The 15,859-nt window shown below is 59.1% G+C and carries 17 protein-coding genes; 13 read left to right on the top strand and 4 right to left on the bottom strand.

From position 1 onward, the window contains the following. Nucleotides 1-76 precede the first annotated feature (76 nt). Both dprA and tldD read right to left on the bottom strand, forming a co-directional pair. Nucleotides 77-1,177 carry a DNA-processing protein DprA gene (dprA, locus tag BFV97_RS10230; protein WP_083225595.1) on the bottom strand — a complete coding sequence of 367 codons (1,101 nt, stop codon included), beginning with the start codon at nucleotides 1,175-1,177 and terminating at the stop codon, nucleotides 77-79. 166 nt (nucleotides 1,178-1,343) lie between these two features. Continuing rightward, complete coding sequence (gene tldD / locus BFV97_RS10225; protein WP_069300299.1) at nucleotides 1,344-2,771, bottom strand: metalloprotease TldD; 1,428 nt, start codon at nucleotides 2,769-2,771, stop codon at nucleotides 1,344-1,346. Nucleotides 2,772-2,953: 182 nt separating this feature from the next. Here tldD and coxB point away from each other — a divergent pair, with 182 nt between their 5' ends. The 11 genes from coxB (at nucleotide 2,954) to BFV97_RS10170 (ending at nucleotide 11,966) form a co-directional block, all read left to right on the top strand. Then, nucleotides 2,954-3,856, top strand: a complete 903-nt coding sequence (gene coxB / locus BFV97_RS10220) for a cytochrome c oxidase subunit II (protein ID WP_069300251.1) — start codon at nucleotides 2,954-2,956, stop codon at nucleotides 3,854-3,856. Nucleotides 3,857-3,904: 48 nt separating this feature from the next. Then, the gene (cyoE, locus tag BFV97_RS10215; RefSeq protein WP_069300250.1) at nucleotides 3,905-4,852 is read left to right on the top strand and encodes a heme o synthase; all 948 of its coding nucleotides are present in this window, start codon (nucleotides 3,905-3,907) and stop codon (nucleotides 4,850-4,852) included. A 1-nt stretch (nucleotide 4,853) separates the two neighbouring features. Then, nucleotides 4,854-5,057, top strand: a complete 204-nt coding sequence (locus tag BFV97_RS10210) for a hypothetical protein (protein WP_069300249.1) — start codon at nucleotides 4,854-4,856, stop codon at nucleotides 5,055-5,057. Next, nucleotides 5,054-5,650 carry a cytochrome c oxidase assembly protein gene (locus BFV97_RS10205; RefSeq protein ID WP_069300248.1) on the top strand — a complete coding sequence of 199 codons (597 nt, stop codon included), beginning with the start codon at nucleotides 5,054-5,056 and terminating at the stop codon, nucleotides 5,648-5,650. Before BFV97_RS10210 ends, BFV97_RS10205 begins: the two co-directional genes overlap by 4 nt. A 136-nt stretch (nucleotides 5,651-5,786) precedes the next feature. Further along, entirely contained in the window at nucleotides 5,787-6,590 is an 804-nt protein-coding gene (locus BFV97_RS10200) for a cytochrome c oxidase subunit 3 (protein ID WP_069300247.1), read from the top strand. 164 nt (nucleotides 6,591-6,754) lie between these two features. Continuing rightward, nucleotides 6,755-7,450 carry an SURF1 family protein gene (locus BFV97_RS10195; protein ID WP_157888310.1) on the top strand — a complete coding sequence of 232 codons (696 nt, stop codon included), beginning with the start codon at nucleotides 6,755-6,757 and terminating at the stop codon, nucleotides 7,448-7,450. A gap of 11 nt (nucleotides 7,451-7,461) precedes the next feature. Continuing rightward, nucleotides 7,462-8,850 (top strand): threonine synthase, encoded by a 1,389-nt coding sequence (gene thrC / locus BFV97_RS10190; RefSeq protein WP_069300245.1) that lies wholly within the window; start codon nucleotides 7,462-7,464, stop codon nucleotides 8,848-8,850. Continuing rightward, nucleotides 8,847-10,112: a M16 family metallopeptidase gene (locus BFV97_RS10185; RefSeq protein WP_069300244.1), complete on the top strand. Its 1,266-nt coding sequence runs from the start codon at nucleotides 8,847-8,849 to the stop codon at nucleotides 10,110-10,112. The genes thrC and BFV97_RS10185 overlap by 4 nt, the downstream gene beginning before the upstream one ends. Before the next feature lie 3 nt (nucleotides 10,113-10,115). Further along, nucleotides 10,116-10,811 (top strand): energy-coupling factor ABC transporter ATP-binding protein, encoded by a 696-nt coding sequence (locus tag BFV97_RS10180; protein WP_069300243.1) that lies wholly within the window; start codon nucleotides 10,116-10,118, stop codon nucleotides 10,809-10,811. Next, nucleotides 10,805-11,407: an energy-coupling factor transporter transmembrane component T family protein gene (locus BFV97_RS10175; RefSeq protein ID WP_069300242.1), complete on the top strand. Its 603-nt coding sequence runs from the start codon at nucleotides 10,805-10,807 to the stop codon at nucleotides 11,405-11,407. Before BFV97_RS10180 ends, BFV97_RS10175 begins: the two co-directional genes overlap by 7 nt. Before the next feature lie 10 nt (nucleotides 11,408-11,417). Further along, on the top strand, nucleotides 11,418-11,966 hold the full coding sequence (locus BFV97_RS10170; protein ID WP_069300241.1) for a biotin transporter BioY: 549 nt from the start codon (nucleotides 11,418-11,420) through the stop codon (nucleotides 11,964-11,966). Nucleotides 11,967-11,969: 3 nt separating this feature from the next. Here BFV97_RS10170 and BFV97_RS10165 read toward each other — a convergent pair whose 3' ends face one another. Together BFV97_RS10165 and BFV97_RS10160 are read right to left on the bottom strand one after the other, a co-directional pair. Next, nucleotides 11,970-13,070: a thiolase family protein gene (locus BFV97_RS10165; protein ID WP_069300240.1), complete on the bottom strand. Its 1,101-nt coding sequence runs from the start codon at nucleotides 13,068-13,070 to the stop codon at nucleotides 11,970-11,972. After that, nucleotides 13,067-14,197, bottom strand: coding sequence for an AMP-binding protein (locus tag BFV97_RS10160; protein ID WP_157888309.1), 1,131 nt, complete (start codon nucleotides 14,195-14,197; stop codon nucleotides 13,067-13,069). Before BFV97_RS10160 ends, BFV97_RS10165 begins: the two co-directional genes overlap by 4 nt. Before the next feature lie 180 nt (nucleotides 14,198-14,377). Between BFV97_RS10160 and BFV97_RS10155 the strand changes: the two genes are divergently transcribed. Then, nucleotides 14,378-15,079 (top strand): orotate phosphoribosyltransferase, encoded by a 702-nt coding sequence (locus BFV97_RS10155; protein WP_069300238.1) that lies wholly within the window; start codon nucleotides 14,378-14,380, stop codon nucleotides 15,077-15,079. Nucleotides 15,080-15,343: 264 nt separating this feature from the next. Beyond that, the gene (locus BFV97_RS10150; protein WP_069300237.1) at nucleotides 15,344-15,847 is read left to right on the top strand and encodes a type III secretion system chaperone family protein; all 504 of its coding nucleotides are present in this window, start codon (nucleotides 15,344-15,346) and stop codon (nucleotides 15,845-15,847) included. The last annotated feature ends 12 nt before the right edge of the window (nucleotides 15,848-15,859 follow it).

Here is a 15,859-nt window from a genome sequence, read left to right as displayed (position 1 = left end):
CAATGGGGGTCGCGCATTTGGTTTGCGGGTTGTGGTTTTACACGCCCCACGCACAACAAAAACCACAGGCCGTTGATCATCCCGCGCGGGCCAGAAACCCGCCCGGATGCCGCAGGATCTTACCTTCCAGCTCTAGCCGGGTCAAAACAGGGGTCAGCTGTGCCGCCGACAGGTCGAGATCCCGGATCAGGCAATCCTCGGGCACCGCATTCGGACCCAACAGATCAAGGATACGCCTGCCGATCTGCTCTGGCGGTGGCGCTGGTTTGACGGTTTGTTCGGGTTCAGTAGCCTGCGCCGATAAGGGCCGGTGCAGTGCGTCAATCACGTCCTGCGCAGAACGGATCAGACAGGCACCATCACGGATCAGCGCGTTACACCCTGCGGCGCGGGCGTCCATCGGACTGCCGGGAACGGCCATAACCTCGCGCCCCAGATCACTAGCATCCTGCGCTGTGATCAAAGAGCCGGAGCGCAACGCCCCCTCGACTACCAGCGTCGCCTCGGACAGTCCGGCGATGATGCGATTGCGCTGGGGGAAATGCCGCGCCTGTGGCACCAACCCCAAGGGATGCTCCGAAAGACACAGCCCCGTCTTGGTTATATTGTCATAGAGTTGCGTGTTTTCCCGTGGATAGATCACATCAATCCCGCCCGCCTGAACCGCCAGTGTGCCTGTGGGCAGAGCGGCTTCATGGGCGGCGGTATCAATGCCACGGGCCATACCGGACACAATTGTATATCCCGCTTCCCCCAGCTCCCGCGCCAGTAACCGCGCCATGCGGGTGCCAAGACTGGAAGCATTGCGCGCCCCCACAATCGCGATAGCAGGTTTCCGACACAATTCCAGATTCCCACGGGTCCACAGAACCGGCGGCGGATCGGGCATCTGGCGCAAGGCTTGCGGATAGTCCGCTTCGGAATAACAGACCATCCGCAGCCCCATCGCACTGCCCGCGGCCATCTCGTCATAGGCCGCTTTGTGACCAAAGGGTATATAGTCGCCTACACCGGCCTCTGCCGCGATGCGGGGCAGGGCGTCCAGCGCTGCGGCTGCAGTTCCGTGTTCCCCAAGCAGACGGTAAAACGTCACCGGACCGACCCGCCTGCTGCGAATTAGTCGCAACCAGTCGAGCCTGTCTGTCTGCTGTAACGGAATCACACGGGGGTTGTTCATCGCTTCAGGCTGCCACCCGAAGGTTAACAAGCCGTGAAGCAAGGCCGTTCTGATTCCATTTTCTTCAAATATCCGCCGGGGTGAGGCGCAGCCGAGGGGGCGGCAGCCCCCTGCAACTCGTGAATAAACCGCCTCTTAAACTGCTTGAACTGGCTCTCGATATGCCTCAGACGGCACTCCCCCCAACCGTCAGCCCCCCGATCAACAGGCTCGGCTGGCCGACACCGACAGGCACCCATTGTCCTGCCTTGCCGCAATTGCCCATCCCGGGGTCTAGCGCCATGTCATTTCCGATGGCCCGAATCTGCTTCAGGGCAGTGGCCCCGTCCCCGATCAGCGTAGCGCCTTTGACTGGCGCCCCCACCACGCCGTTTTTCACGCGGTAGGCTTCGGTGCAGGAAAAGACGAACTTGCCATTGGTAATATCCACCTGCCCGCCGCCGAACCCGACCGCGTGGATACCGTCTTTCAGATCGGCCACGATGTCACCGGGTTTGATCGTGCCGCCCAACATATAGGTATTGGTCATACGGGGCATTGGCGCGTGGGCATAGCTTTGCCTGCGTCCGTTCCCGGTCGGCTCTACCCCCATCAGCCGCGCGTTCTGGCGGTCCTGCATATAACCGACAAGAATACCATCCTCGATCAACACGTTGCGCCCGCTTTGGGTGCCTTCGTCGTCAAAACTGATAGAGCCACGGCGGTCGGGCAGGGTGCCGTCATCCAGAACCGTCACGCCTTTGGCTGCAATCCGCTGCCCCATCAACCCCGCAAAGGCCGAGGATTTCTTGCGGTTGAAATCCCCTTCCAACCCGTGGCCAATCGCTTCGTGTAGCAGGATGCCGGGCCAGCCTGGTCCAAGCACCACGTCAAATTTCCCTGCAGGGGCTGCTTCGGCATCCAAATTGACCAGCGCGATGCGCAGCGCCTCTTTTGCGGTGGCCTTCCAGCTTGCAGGCTCCATCAGCGCCGAGAGACCATAGCGCCCGCCGCCCCCTGCGGAACCGCTTTCGCGCCGTCCGTTCTGGTCCACAATGACCGAAACGTTCAGCCGCGTCATCGGGCGCACATCGCGCAGGCGGATACCCTCGGGCCGCAGGATTTCCACTTCCTGCAGGCTGGCGGACATTGACGCCGAGACCTGCACCACCCGCGGGTCGAGATCGCGCGTAAAGGCATCAATCTCGCGAAGCGTGTCCACTTTCAGTGAAAATTCCGCATCCGCCATCGGATCGCTGTCCGTATAAAGCCGTTGGTTTGTCGCCTGTGGCGCTGCTGCCAAAGTCGCCCCACCCGCGCCAACCGCCAGCCGGACGGTCTCGGCGGCGCGTTTCAACGCGGCCTCGGTCATCTGGGTGGAGTGGGCATATCCGGTGGTTTCGCCCTTTACGGCCCGCAGGCCAAAGCCCTCGGACGCATCGTAACTGGCATTTTTCAGTCGGTTGTCGTCAAAAACCAGATTTTCCGAACGCTTGCGTTCCATAAAAATCTCGCCGTCATCGGCCCCGTCGGTTGCGGATTTCAACACAGCGAGTGCGGCATTTTCGTCAATTTGCGTCTCGAACGGGCGAAACGAAGCGTGATCCTTGGCCAAAGCGCGATTTCCTTCTATGATCTGGTCAGCCTCCCAAGCGGCGGTATGCCGCAAAGAGAGCGCTTGTCCTTTAGACTGTAATATTGTTTTTAGGGCGCAGGAGACAACAGGGGATTCTGGTGCGCCTATTGGTGTGGGAATCCCGACCGGCGATTGGGCCGATCAGAATAGGACTGGATCATATGCAAACTGTGGCCACATTGAAGAAAATCGGTGTAACACTTGGCAGCCTGATGGCTTCCGGCGCTGCGATGGCGCAATCTACGCTGCCGGACCTGCCAAGCCTTGGCAAACCGGATCAGGACGGCTTGAATTTCCAAGCACCGGCCACGGAAATTATGCGCGATGTGATCTGGATGGATAGTTTCCTGCTCTGGATCATCACGATCATCACTGTTTTCGTGACTGTTCTGCTGCTGTTCTGCCTCTACCGCTTTAGCGAAAAGCGCAACAAAATTCCCGCGACATTCACCCATAACTCCCTTCTGGAAGTTGCCTGGACCGTGGTGCCGATCATCGTTCTGATCGCGATCATCCCGCCGTCCCTGACGCTGCTGTTCAAACAGCAAGAGATCCCCGAAGCGGATATTACCATCAAGGCAACCGGCAACCAGTGGTACTGGACCCATGAATATGTGGACCACGACTTTGGCTTTGACAGCTTCATGCTGCCCCGCGAAGAACTGGCCGAAAACGGTTTTGAAGACGACGAATACCTGCTGGCCACTGACACATCTGTTGTGATCCCGACCGGCAAGACTGTTGTTGTGCAAGTCACCGGCTCTGATGTGATCCACTCCTGGACGATCCCTGCCTTCGGTGTAAAGCAGGATGCTGTTCCGGGTCGTCTGGCGCAACTGTGGTTCAAAGTAGATGAAGGCAAAGAGGGCGTTTACTTCGGCCAGTGTTCCGAGCTTTGCGGCAAAGACCACTCTTACATGCCCATCACAGTCAAGGCTGTTTCTCAAGCGGATTACGACGCATGGCTGGAAGGGGCGATCGAAGAATATGCCGGCACCCCGAGCGCCGTGAAAGTTGCCGATCTGAACTTGCAAATGGTCCAAGACGCGCAGGCAGCCGAATAAGCTGCCCGCGATCCCGACTCCGTTAACCCATAGCCAGTGGAACACCCCATGAGCGATGCAACCGTGAATGAATATGGCCAGGATGCCCAGTTCGACGACTACTTCGCGCTGCTGAAACCGCGCGTGATGTCTCTGGTGGTCTTCACTGCGGCTGTTGGCCTGCTGGTTGCGCCTGTCGGGGTGAATCCTGTGATCGGCTTTGCTTCCATTCTGTTTATCGCGCTGGGGGCAGGGGCCTCTGGTGCGCTGAACATGTGGTGGGATGCGGATATTGATGCGGTGATGAAGCGCACGGTGAAACGCCCTGTCCCTGACGGGCGTGTGACTCCTAGAAATGCGATGATTCTGGGATTGTGGCTGTCGGTTCTTGCGGTTGGAATGCTGGCGATTACCGCCAACTTTTTCGCAGCAGGGCTGCTGGCCTTTACGATCTTCTTTTATGCTGTTGTCTACACCATGTTCCTGAAACGCTCTACGCCGCAGAACATCGTGATCGGCGGCGCGGCCGGTGCCTTCCCTCCGATGGTGGGCTGGGCCGTGGCTACGGGGGGAGTTTCGGTTGAAAGCGTCATGATGTTCGCGCTGATCTTTGTGTGGACGCCACCGCATTTCTGGGCGCTTTCGCTGTTTATGAACGACGACTATACCAAAGCCGGTGTGCCAATGCTGACCGTGACCCACGGCACCCGTGTGACCCGCAACAACATTTTGGGGTACACTGTGGTTCTGGCACTGGTGGCACTGGGCACGGCGTTTACCTCTATCGGTGGTCCGGTCTATCTGGCGGTTGCGCTGGTGTTGAACGCAATGTTCCTGCGCGGTGCAATTGGTCTGTGGCGCCGTGGCGACAGCGTGGCAGAAGCGGATAAATACGCCGCCGAACGCAAGTTCTTTCGCCTGTCGCTGGTCTATCTCTTTGTGCATTTCGCCGCCCTGCTGGTGGATGCAGCCCTGCGCGGCTTTGCCTTCATGCCGCAAGTGCCGGTGGTCTTCTGATATGGCTCTGGGCAAGGAACATCCCCTTCACGGCCGCCGCAAACGGTCCAATCTGCTGCTTGGCGCGGTCTTGGGCGGCTTTGTCGCACTGGTCTTTGCGATCACAATCGTGAAGATGGCGGGCGGCGGCAGTATGGAAGGCTACGACCATACGATCCGCTATAGCATCGATCCTGAATTAAAGGCGACGGAGGCAGATCAATGAGTAACGACCCGAAAACACCCGCAGGTAAAAACAAAAAAGTGGTTTTCAATCTGGTCACAGTTGCTGTGGCTATGCTCTGTCTCTCTTTTGCGTCCGTGCCGCTTTATGACTGGTTCTGTCGTGTGACAGGCTGGGGCGGCGTGACCAATGTGGCCAGCGCGGACAATGATGTCATTCTCGACCAGACCGTGAAAATCCGCTTTGACGGCTCGCTGGAGCGGGGCATGCCCTGGACCTTCAAGCCGGTTGTGAATGAAATGGAAGTGCGGATCGGGGAAACCGGTCTGGCCTTTTACGAAGCCCATAACCCCACCGACAAGCCGGTTGCAGGGCGGGCGAGCTATAACGTGTACCCCTATGCCACCGGAAACTTCTTCAACAAGATCGAATGTTTCTGCTTCACCATGCAGGTTCTGCAACCGGGTGAAACGGTGATGATGCCGGTCACGTTCTTTGTCGATCCCGAAATGCTGGACGACAGTGAAGCCAAATATGCCAAGACAATCACGCTCAGCTACACATTCCACGTGACTGATCTGCCGGAACAAGAGCAGGCTGCTCTTGCGGTGGAAGACGCGAAAACTGTAAATTAGGGATAACCTGTTGTGTTGAACCATGCTCACAAACACGTTATCCAGCAACACCAATGCCTGAAAACGGCATTTCCGGAGCGGCCGCAGCGCTGCCCCTTCGGGAAAGCCCAAGATGCGAATATAGGGACGAACCACCATGGCGCATGAAAAAAACCACGACTACCACATTCTGAACCCCAGTATCTGGCCATTGGCCGGCGCCGTCAGTGCCTTTGTGATGCTGGCCGGCGCTGTGTTCTACATGAAAGACCACACCTTCCCGTGGGTCTTCCTGATCGGCCTCGTGATGGTGCTCTATGTGATGTTTGCATGGTGGTCCGAAGTTGTGGACGAATCCCACGTCGGGGATCACACGCCAGTGGTTGTGATCGGTCTGCGCTACGGCGTGATCATGTTCATCATGTCCGAAGCTATGTTCTTTGTGGCGTGGTTCTGGTCTTTCTTCAAACACGCGCTTTATCCGATGGGGCCGATGTCCCCGATTGTGGACGGCGTCTGGCCGCCCCAAGGCATTGAAACCTTTGATCCTTGGCACCTGCCGCTGATCAACACGCTGATTCTGCTGTGTTCCGGCTGTCTGGCCACTTGGGCGCACCACGCGATTGCCCATGACAACGATCGTGAGGGGTTGAAGAAAGGCCTCTGGGGCGCTGTTCTGCTGGGCATCCTCTTCACGATTTTCCAGGCTTACGAATACAGCCACGCGGCCTTTGGGTTCTCGGGCAACATCTATGGCGCCAACTTCTTTATGGCGACCGGCTTTCACGGCTTCCATGTTGTGATCGGGACGATCTTCCTCGCGGTGTGTCTGATCCGTGCGCATAAGGGGCACTTTACCCAAGAGCGCCACGTCGGTTTTGAAGCCGCAGCATGGTACTGGCACTTTGTGGACGTGGTCTGGCTGTTCCTCTTTGCCGCCATCTACATCTGGGGCCGGTAAGCATCCGGCTGACCTGCAACGCTGCGGCGGCACAAGTGGCCATTCGGGGCGGACAGGGTTTATCATAACAAAAGGCGCGGGCTGGAAGGTTCGCGCCTTTGCCGTTTGAAGGGCCGAAGGGTCTGAATCGAGTATTTGGAGAACATTGAAGCATGAGTGTCCGAATGATTTTGCCCCTGCTGTTCGGTATCGCAGGTGTTGCGACCCTGTTGTGGCTAGGGTTCTGGCAGTTAGACCGGCTGGCGTGGAAAGAGGACCGTCTGGCCCAGATCGAGGCGCGCAAGTCCGCAGCAGCGTCACCTTTGGCGCCGTATTTCCATGACAGCGGCCCGCGGGAAGATGACAACTATCGCCGTGTGGCGTTTGAAGGGGTGCTGACAGACAAGCAGGCCCATGTGCTGACCTCTTTGAAGTTCACAGGGGCGGGGTTTCGCATCCTGCAAGAGGTGATCTGGGAGGGCAAAGCCTTTATGCTCGATCTCGGGTTTGTGCCGGAAGAGGAAAAAGACGCGCCGCGTCCGGTGGGGCCGGTGCGTGTGGTGGGGAATATCCTTAATCCGGATGATTATGACGAATCCTTCACCCCAGACCCCGATCTCGACAAGAATATCTGGTTCGCCCGCTACCTGCCGATGCTGGCGGAAAAGCTCGATGTTCTGCCGTTCATGGTGGTGGTGGAAACAGCGGAATACCGCAAAGATGGCGCTTGGGTCGCTTATGATGCGGTAACACCGTTGCCCGTCTCGGTGAATATCCCTAATGATCACCGCGAATATGCGATCACATGGTTTTCATTAGCGGTTGTCTGGTTCGGGATGACCGCTTACCTGTTGTGGCGCATTCGGCAGAAAACGGTTTAGGCAAGGCTGGCATGAAATATATCTCCACACGCGGGCAGGCGCCCGAGCTGACATTTGAAGAAGCGATGCTGACAGGGCTGGCCCGTGATGGCGGACTTTATGTGCCGGAAAGCTGGCCAAGCCTGAGCGAAGGGCAGATCGCAGGGTTTGCCGGTAAGTCTTACGAGGATGTTGCTTTTGAGGTGATGAAGCCTTTCGTGGGTGACACGTTCGGTGACGCAGAATTTCGCGAGATCATTGCTAGAGCCTACAGCAGTTTCGGGCATGACGCCCGTTGCCCTGTCGTGCAACTGGACAGCAACCACTACCTGCTGGAGCTGTTCCACGGTCCGACGCTGGCGTTCAAAGATGTGGCGATGCAGTTGATCGGCCAGATGTTCGAAGCCGCGCTGAAACGGTCCGGCAAACGGGTGACGATTGTGGGGGCGACCAGTGGCGACACAGGATCGGCTGCGATTGAAGCCTTTCGCGGGCTGGACGCGGTGGATGTGTTTATCATGTATCCCCATGGCCGCGTATCCGAGGTACAGCGCCGCCAGATGACCACTCCGGTAGAAGACAACGTTCATGCGCTGGCGGTGGACGGTGATTTTGACACCTGTCAGGCCTTGCTGAAGGATATGTTCAACGATTTTGATTTCCGCGATTCCGTACAGCTCGCCGGTGTGAACAGCATCAACTGGGCACGGGTGCTGGCACAGGTGGTGTATTACTTTACCTCTGCCGTGTCGCTCGGAGCGCCCCATCGCAAGGTCTCCTTCACGGTGCCAACCGGCAATTTCGGGGATATTTTTGCAGGCTATGTCGCCAAACGCATGGGACTGCCGATTGAACGTCTGGTGATCGCGACGAACCAGAACGACATTCTGCACCGGACGCTGCAATCAGGTGATCATGCGAAAACAGGCGTTGTGCCCTCTATCAGCCCGTCGATGGATATTCAGGTCAGCTCCAATTACGAAAGGTTAGTATTTGACCTGTATGATCGGGAAGGAGAGGCCGTCGCGCAGCTGTTCGAGGCGTTGAAAGATGTCGGGTCTTTCAAACTCTCGCAAGGGGCGTTGGGCCGGATGGCAGAGGAATTTGACTCCGGGCGCGTTTCGGAAGAAGAGACCACTGCGGCGATCAAGGATTTTTACGACCGCACCGGAGAGGTTCTTTGCCCCCATTCGGCCATCGGTGCGAAGATCGGGGATGAAATGCAGGGCAATGTGCCGATGATCACGCTGGCCACCGCCCATCCGGCCAAGTTTCCGGCGGCGGTTGAGGCGGCTTGCGGTGAGCATCCGGCCTTGCCCCCACGTATGGCAGACCTATTTGAACGCGAAGAGCGTGTCACACGGGTCGCAGGCGATTTGGCAGCGGTTGAGGCTGTCATTCGAGAAAGGATTGCGGGTTGACCGTAGAAATACACACACTCTCTAACGGATTCCGCGTTGTGACCGAACATATGCCGGGGCTGAAATCAGCGTCTCTGGGGATCTGGGTCGGTGCAGGCGGGCGGCACGAGCGGCCCGAGCAAAACGGGATCGCCCATTTTCTGGAGCATATGGCCTTTAAGGGCACACAGAAACGCAACGCACTGGAGATTGCCGAGGCGATTGAGGACGTGGGCGGTTACATCAACGCCTATACCAGCCGCGAGATGACGGCCTATTACGTGCGTGTGCTGGAAAACGACGTGCCGCTGGCGATGGATGTGATCAGCGACATTGTGTTGAACTCCGTCTTTGATCCGGCAGAGGTCGAGATCGAACGGGGCGTGATCCTGCAAGAAATCGGGCAGTCGCTCGACACGCCGGACGATGTGATTTTCGACTGGCTGCAAGAGGTCTCTTATCCGGATCAGCCCATCGGGCGCACGATCCTTGGACCGGAGGAGCGGGTGCGCGCCTTTACCCGTGCGGATTTGCAGGCCTTCATCAAGGAACAATACCGCCCCGAACAGATGGTTCTGTCGGCGGCAGGGGCTGTGGATCACGACCAGTTGGTGAAACTGGCGGAAGAAGCCTTTGGTCATATGGAGCGGGGCGCAGCACCCGTGCTGTTGCAACCGGCACTGTATCGGGGTGGTGAACACCGTGTGGTCAAGGATCTGGAGCAGGCCCATTTCGCGCTGGCGTTTGAAACGGCCAGTTACATGGACGATGAAATTTACACCGCGCAGGTGTTTTCGCTCGCGCTTGGTGGCGGCATGTCGAGTCGGCTGTTTCAGGAGGTCCGTGAAAAACGCGGGCTGTGTTACACGATTTACGCGCAGGCAGGGGCCTATGCCGATACGGGCGCTCTGACGATCTATGCGGGCACCAGCGGTGCAGATGTGGCGGACCTGTCCACCCTTTGCATTGACGAGCTGCGCCGCGCGGCCGACGACATGGGTGAGGCCGAAGTCAACCGTGCCCGTGTGCAGATGAAAGCAGGAATGCTGATGGGGCTGGAAAGCCCGTCGTCCCGCTGTGAACGTCTGGCGCGGATGGTGATGATCTGGGGCCGTGTGCCCGGTCTGGACGAGGTGGTGGCCAAAATTGACGGCGTGGACCGCGCCGGTGTTGCGGAATATGCCGCACGGCTTTGCGCCTCCGGAGTGCCCTCGCTCGCGCTTTACGGTCCGGTCGTGGATGCGCCGGAAGTGGGCGTGCTGGCGGATCGGCTGGCGGCCTGATCCGTGGCCTCCATCACCTTTGACGATGTCTCCCTGACGCTGGACGGGCGGCAGGTCTTCGGACCGGCCTCTCTGGTGCTGGAAGAGCGGCGCATCGGGGTTATCGGGCAGAACGGCGCAGGTAAATCCAGCTTTCTGCGCTTGATGGCAGGTCTGGTCAAACCGGACAGCGGGAAGGTGCGACTGGGCGACAGTGATGTATACACCGATCGCAAGGCGGCACTGGCAGGTATCGGGGTGATCTTTCAGAACCCCGACCATCAGATCCTGTTTCCCACCGTGGTCGAGGAAATTGCCTTCGGACTGACCCAGCTTGGCGCGTCCAAAGCCGAGGCCCATGCACAGGCCCTTCGCGTTCTGGAAACACAGGATCGTGCGGATTGGGCGGATCGGCAATGTTACACCCTGTCAGGCGGGCAGCGGCATTACCTGTGCCTGATGGCGGTTCTGGCGATGGAACCGGATGTGATCCTGCTGGATGAACCCTATGCGGGGTTGGATATTCCCACGTCGGCGCGGCTGCACCGGCAGTTGCACGGTCTGGCGCAATCGCTGGTGATGATCACCCATGATCCCGAACTACTGACTGATTATGACCGTGTGATCTGGCTTGACGGTGGCAGGGTTCAAGCTGATGGCGCACCGGCAGAGGTTCTGCCGCCTTTCAAGGCCGAAATGGCGCGGCGCGGCGCATGTTGAGCCTGACACTAGAGCGGCAAAGCTGGGCCCATCGCATCCCTGTCGGCTGGAAACTGGCTACATTGTTCGCGCTGACCTTTGTGACTTTTCCGATTGAACGGCTCGAACCCCTGATTGCGGGGATTGTGCTGGTGGTTCTATGCTGGATCAGTCTCGGGCGCACCGGTTTCAGGGCGAGCCTGCGGGCCTTGCGTCCGGTGTTATGGTTTGTGGTGATCATTCTGGTTTACCACTTTTTTGTCGGGCGTCTGCATCAAGGCGCGGTGATTGTGCTGCAAATGCTGTTCCTGTTTGGCGCTGCGAATTTCGTCACGATGACCAGCCGGTTAAGCGACATGATGGAATTGGTGATCCGGTTGCTCTCGCCACTGCGCCGGTTCGGTATTCCACCGGAACGGATAGCGCTTGCCTTTGCTTTGGTGATCCGCTTTACCCCTGTGTTAGGTCAGCGCGGCGTGCGTCTGGCCGAGGCTTGGCGGGCGCGATCGCCCCGACGGGTCGGAGTTCGAATCGTCGCCCCCCTTGCGGTGTCGGCACTGGATGATGCGGATCAGGTTGCCGAGGCGCTGCGCGCGCGGGGCGGTCTGCGCGAATAGGAATAAGATTATGGAAAGAAACATTGTATATATCGCCGTTTTTGCGGCCCTGATTGCGGCTCTCGGGCTGGTGCCGAAGGTTACTTTGCTCAGCGGGATTCCGATCACCGCGCAATCAATGGGGATTATGCTCTGCGGGGCCATGCTGGGGGCACGTAAGGGTGCGCTGGCCGTGCTGCTGTTTCTGGGGCTGGTTGCCCTTGGCCTGCCGCTGCTTGCGGGCGGTCGTGGTGGATTGGGTGTGTTTACAACACCGTGGGCCGGTTTTCTCTTCGGGTTTCCGGTTGCCGCATTTGCCACGGGTCTGGCGATGCGCTGGATGCGCGGTGCCCGCGTGGGTGTGGCCGCCGGTGTGGCATCGGTCTTTGGCGGGATCGGTGTGCTCTACCTGATCGCTGTGCCGTATTACATGGCGATGACCGGCGCCGGTCTGCCGGATGCAATTGCGACTGCGATGATCCCGTTTATTCCGGGTGATCTGGTCAAGGCTGTTGTTGCAGGGGCCATCACCGGCACGATCTACAAGGCGCGTCCACGGGCGGTTATGTCCCGCGCCTGAGGCTTACACCTCTAGCAGCAGGGCGGTGCCCAATCCGCCCGCTGCAGCAATTGCGGCCAGACCTGTGCCGCCGGTCTGCTGTAATTCGTGAAACAACCGCACCGCATTGATTGCGCCTGACGCGCCGATAGGATGCCCCCGCGCCAAAGCACCGCCGCCGCGGTTCATCGTTTCAGGATCAAGCCCTGCCGCCTGCTGACAGGCAATGGCCTGCACTGCGTAGGCTTCCATAACCTCGCTACAGACCAGCGCCGCTGCGTTAACTCTTGCCTGATGCAGTGCCGTGCGCATGGCTGCGATTGGCGCCGTCGCAGGGGTTTCCGGTGCGGCCCCAAGTGTGATGCCGCCGGCTATGCGGGCCGGTTTTGTCCCGTTCACAGCAGCGGCCAGCGTTTCGTCCACCACCAGAACAAAGGCCGCCGCATCCGCTTTGACAGCGGTGTTTGCCGCGCTCAGGCTGCCGGTGATCTGCGGCACACGGGCGGCTGTTTTGGCTGACAGGTCACGGGTGAAGGCATCCCTGTCCAATCCGTTTATCGGTAGAATCTCTTGTCCCAACCGGTCAGCGGCGGCGCGGGCCTTTGCGTGGCTTTGCACCGCAAAGCGGTCCTGTTCGGCGCGGGAGATCCCAAGTCGCGCTGCCAGCCGTGCGGCGCTTTCATGGAGGTCGGGATCGCGTTCTGCAAAGGGGCTGAAGGGCGGGCGGTCATAGGCAACAGGCGGCCCGCCATCCGGATCGGTACGCAAGCGCAGAGGGCGGCGGGAATGGCTTTCGGCACCGCCCGCCAGAACCGCCCGCGCCGCGCCGGATTGCACCAGCCGCGCTGCCAGCAGCACCGCATCAAGCCCGCCCGCGCACTGCCGGTCGATGGACAGGCCCGCCACTGTTTCCGGCAGACCGGCCGCAAGAGCGGCGAGCCGTGCGGGATTACCACCCCCATAAAGAGCATTAGACAGGATAACTTCGTCAACATCGCAAGGACAGTCGGCAAGACAGGCCTGCAACACCGGCGCTGCCAGTTCGTGCAGATCCAATCGCGCAAAGGCGCCGTTTTCAGGGGCGACCGCGCTGCGGTATCCGGCGATGATGTAGGCTTGGCTCATGGCAGCAGGCGCTCCAAAGCGCGGTAATCCGGTTTGCCAGAGGCAAGGCGGGGCAATTCGGGCAGGCTGGTCAGGGTTTTCAGCGCGGCCGGACAGGGGACCGCGCCCTCAACAAATCCGTGCAGGATGTAGCCGCGCAGGGGATCTGGCACCGGCAAAACCGCAGCGGCCGTTGCACCAGCGGTGATCAGGCCGATTTCCAGTTGATCGAGCGACACCGACGTATCGGCAATGGTGAGGATACGATCCTGTCGCCCTGTCAGACATAGAAAACCGTCCGATTCTAGCCTGCCGATCTCTCCGACTGTGATCCAACCGTCTTGGACCCGTGTGCTGCTGCTGCTCTCGCAGGCGTATTCCGTGAACAGCATCGGGCTGCGCACCCAGACCAGACCCTCAGCGCCGGACTGACAGGGCTGACCCTGAGAATCGCGGATTTCAATTTCGACACCGGGAAAGGCGGCGCCAACCGCGTTTTCGGGGGTAGAGCTGTCGGCAAGCGTGATGAAACTGGTCTCTGCCGCGCCGTAAAACCGCCAGACCTGCGCGTTGGGCAAAACCGTTGCCACATGCGCTGCTGTTGCCGGATCAAACGGACCACCACCGCTGATGACATGGGTTACATCGGGCGCGATCTGGCGGATCAGGCGCAACTGTGTCGGGGTGGCGTAAAGATGGGTGATGCCCCGTGCCGCCAATCCGCGGCGCGGCAGGAAATGCAGATGCGCCCCGCAGCACAGGGCTTCAACCGCAGCATAGAGCGAGAGGGAATAGGTGAGATCCCCGAAAACACCAACCCGCGCATCCGGCCCAAGGCCGAGCCGCGCAGCAAGCACAGCAATGGAATGCTCCCAACTGGCAGCGCTGCGCCGGATCACCTTGGGCGGGCCGCTGCTGCCCCCTGTCAGGGTGAAAAAGTGATCTGCCAGATCAGGGGCGTCTACGGGCGGTCCGATCACCGGCGACAGACCAGCATCCAGTGCCTGAAAGAACCCGGCCATAGCACGGGCGGGGGCGGCAGGATCGCCTTGGCGTGCCGCTGGCACAGCCGCAGCCTGCGCCGCAGTCAGGGTGACGCCGTCAAAATCCGTTAACGTTGCTTTCGGGTGCCAGATAAGCCTGTTCATACAGGCGGTGTAGCGGGGATTGCTGGGTGGCTCAATCCTGTTGGGCGGGACGGGACAGGGGCTTGTGCCGCAGTTTGCCGCAAAACCGTGCATTTTTTGCCCGCAGACCGCGGCTTGTGCTTTTCTTGCGGGCGCTCTTGTTCTAAGAGCGGGTCACTTGCGATCCAAGGAGTGCTGCACATGTTTTCCAACAGTTTTATCGACAAAGACGCGATGGCCGAACTGGCAGCCAAGATGCTGCTGGAAATCAAGGCAGTCAATTTCCGCGCGGACGAACCCTATACCTTTGCCAGCGGGCTGGCCTCTCCGGTGTATATCGACTGCCGCAAGCTGATTTCCTATCCCCATATCCGCAGCGCGCTGATGGATTTCGCCGTGGCCACGCTCTACCGCGATGTGGGCTTTGAGCAGTTCGACGCAGCCGCAGGTGGGGAAACCGCGGGCATTCCTTTTGCGGCCTGGATTGCCGAGCGTATGGCCCTGCCGATGCAATATGTGCGCAAGAAACCAAAGGGTTACGGGCGTGATGCGCAAATCGAAGGGGATATTTCCGAAGGTCAGCGGGTGCTGCTGGTGGAGGATCTGACCACCGACGGCGGCTCCAAACTGCGCTTTGCCGAGGCGATCCGCAAGGCGGGTGCTACCTGTGATCACACTTTGGTGGTGTTTTACTATGACATCTTCAAGAACACCCATGAAATGCTGGCGGAAAACGGGCTGAAGCTGCACTATCTGGTGACGTGGTGGGATGTGCTTAAGGTGGCCCGCGCACAGGGCAACTTCGACGATAAAACGCTGGATCAGGTTGAGGCGTTCCTGAATGCGCCGCTGGAATGGTCCAAGGCCAACGGCGGTGTCTACGAACTGCCAAGTGCCGGATAGGATTCGCGCCACGTGCTGCTGGTCCGCCGTTCGTAAAAATTTGACGAGCCCTCCGCCAAAAACGGGGGGCTTTGTCGTTTTTCTGTGGATAAGACGGGATTAGCTGGGGATGGAACGGGGCTGTTGCCAAGTTTTTTCTTTACATGCCGCCGGATTGCTTACACCATATCTTGTAAGGAAAGCGGAAAAAATCCGTAAACCTAGCGCCAGAGCCTACTACTAGGTGTGGCGTGTACCGGATGGGCAACCAAGAAGGCAGCAGGCATGACAAGCACAGAGCATTATCTTGATAGCGGTGAAATGCATCCAATCGATGTGGTCGAAACACTGGCCGAACATTACGATTGGGCGTTTGACCGTGTGGCCGAAGACCAGATCGCTATGGCGATCGAAGGGGCGTGGCGCACCTATTCCATCACACTGGCGTGGTCCGATTACGATGAAACCTTACGGATGCTATGTTCGTTTGAAATGGCACCGCCTCAGGACAAACTACCCGCATTGTTTCAGGCAATGAATGCGGCCAACGACAAATGCTGGGCGGGGTCTTTCTCTCTCTGGGATGAACAGCAACTGATGGTTTACCGTTACGGTCTGATGCTGGGGGGCGGCGTGTCCGCAGCACCCGAGCAAGTGGACCAGATGCTGTCAGCGGCAGTAATGGCCTGCGAGCGGTTCTATCCCGCCTTTCAGTTGATCTGCTGGGGCGATGAAACTGTCGAACGGGCGATGGACATTGCCATGTCGCAAGCCTACGGCCGCGCCTGAGGCAAATGTGGT

It is taken from the genome of Neptunicoccus sediminis, from assembly GCF_001719615.1.
In the GTDB taxonomy this organism is placed as follows: domain Bacteria; phylum Pseudomonadota; class Alphaproteobacteria; order Rhodobacterales; family Rhodobacteraceae; genus Amylibacter; species Amylibacter sediminis.
Note: the sequence above shows the minus strand (reverse complement) of the source record. Positions and strands in the feature narration are given on the sequence as shown.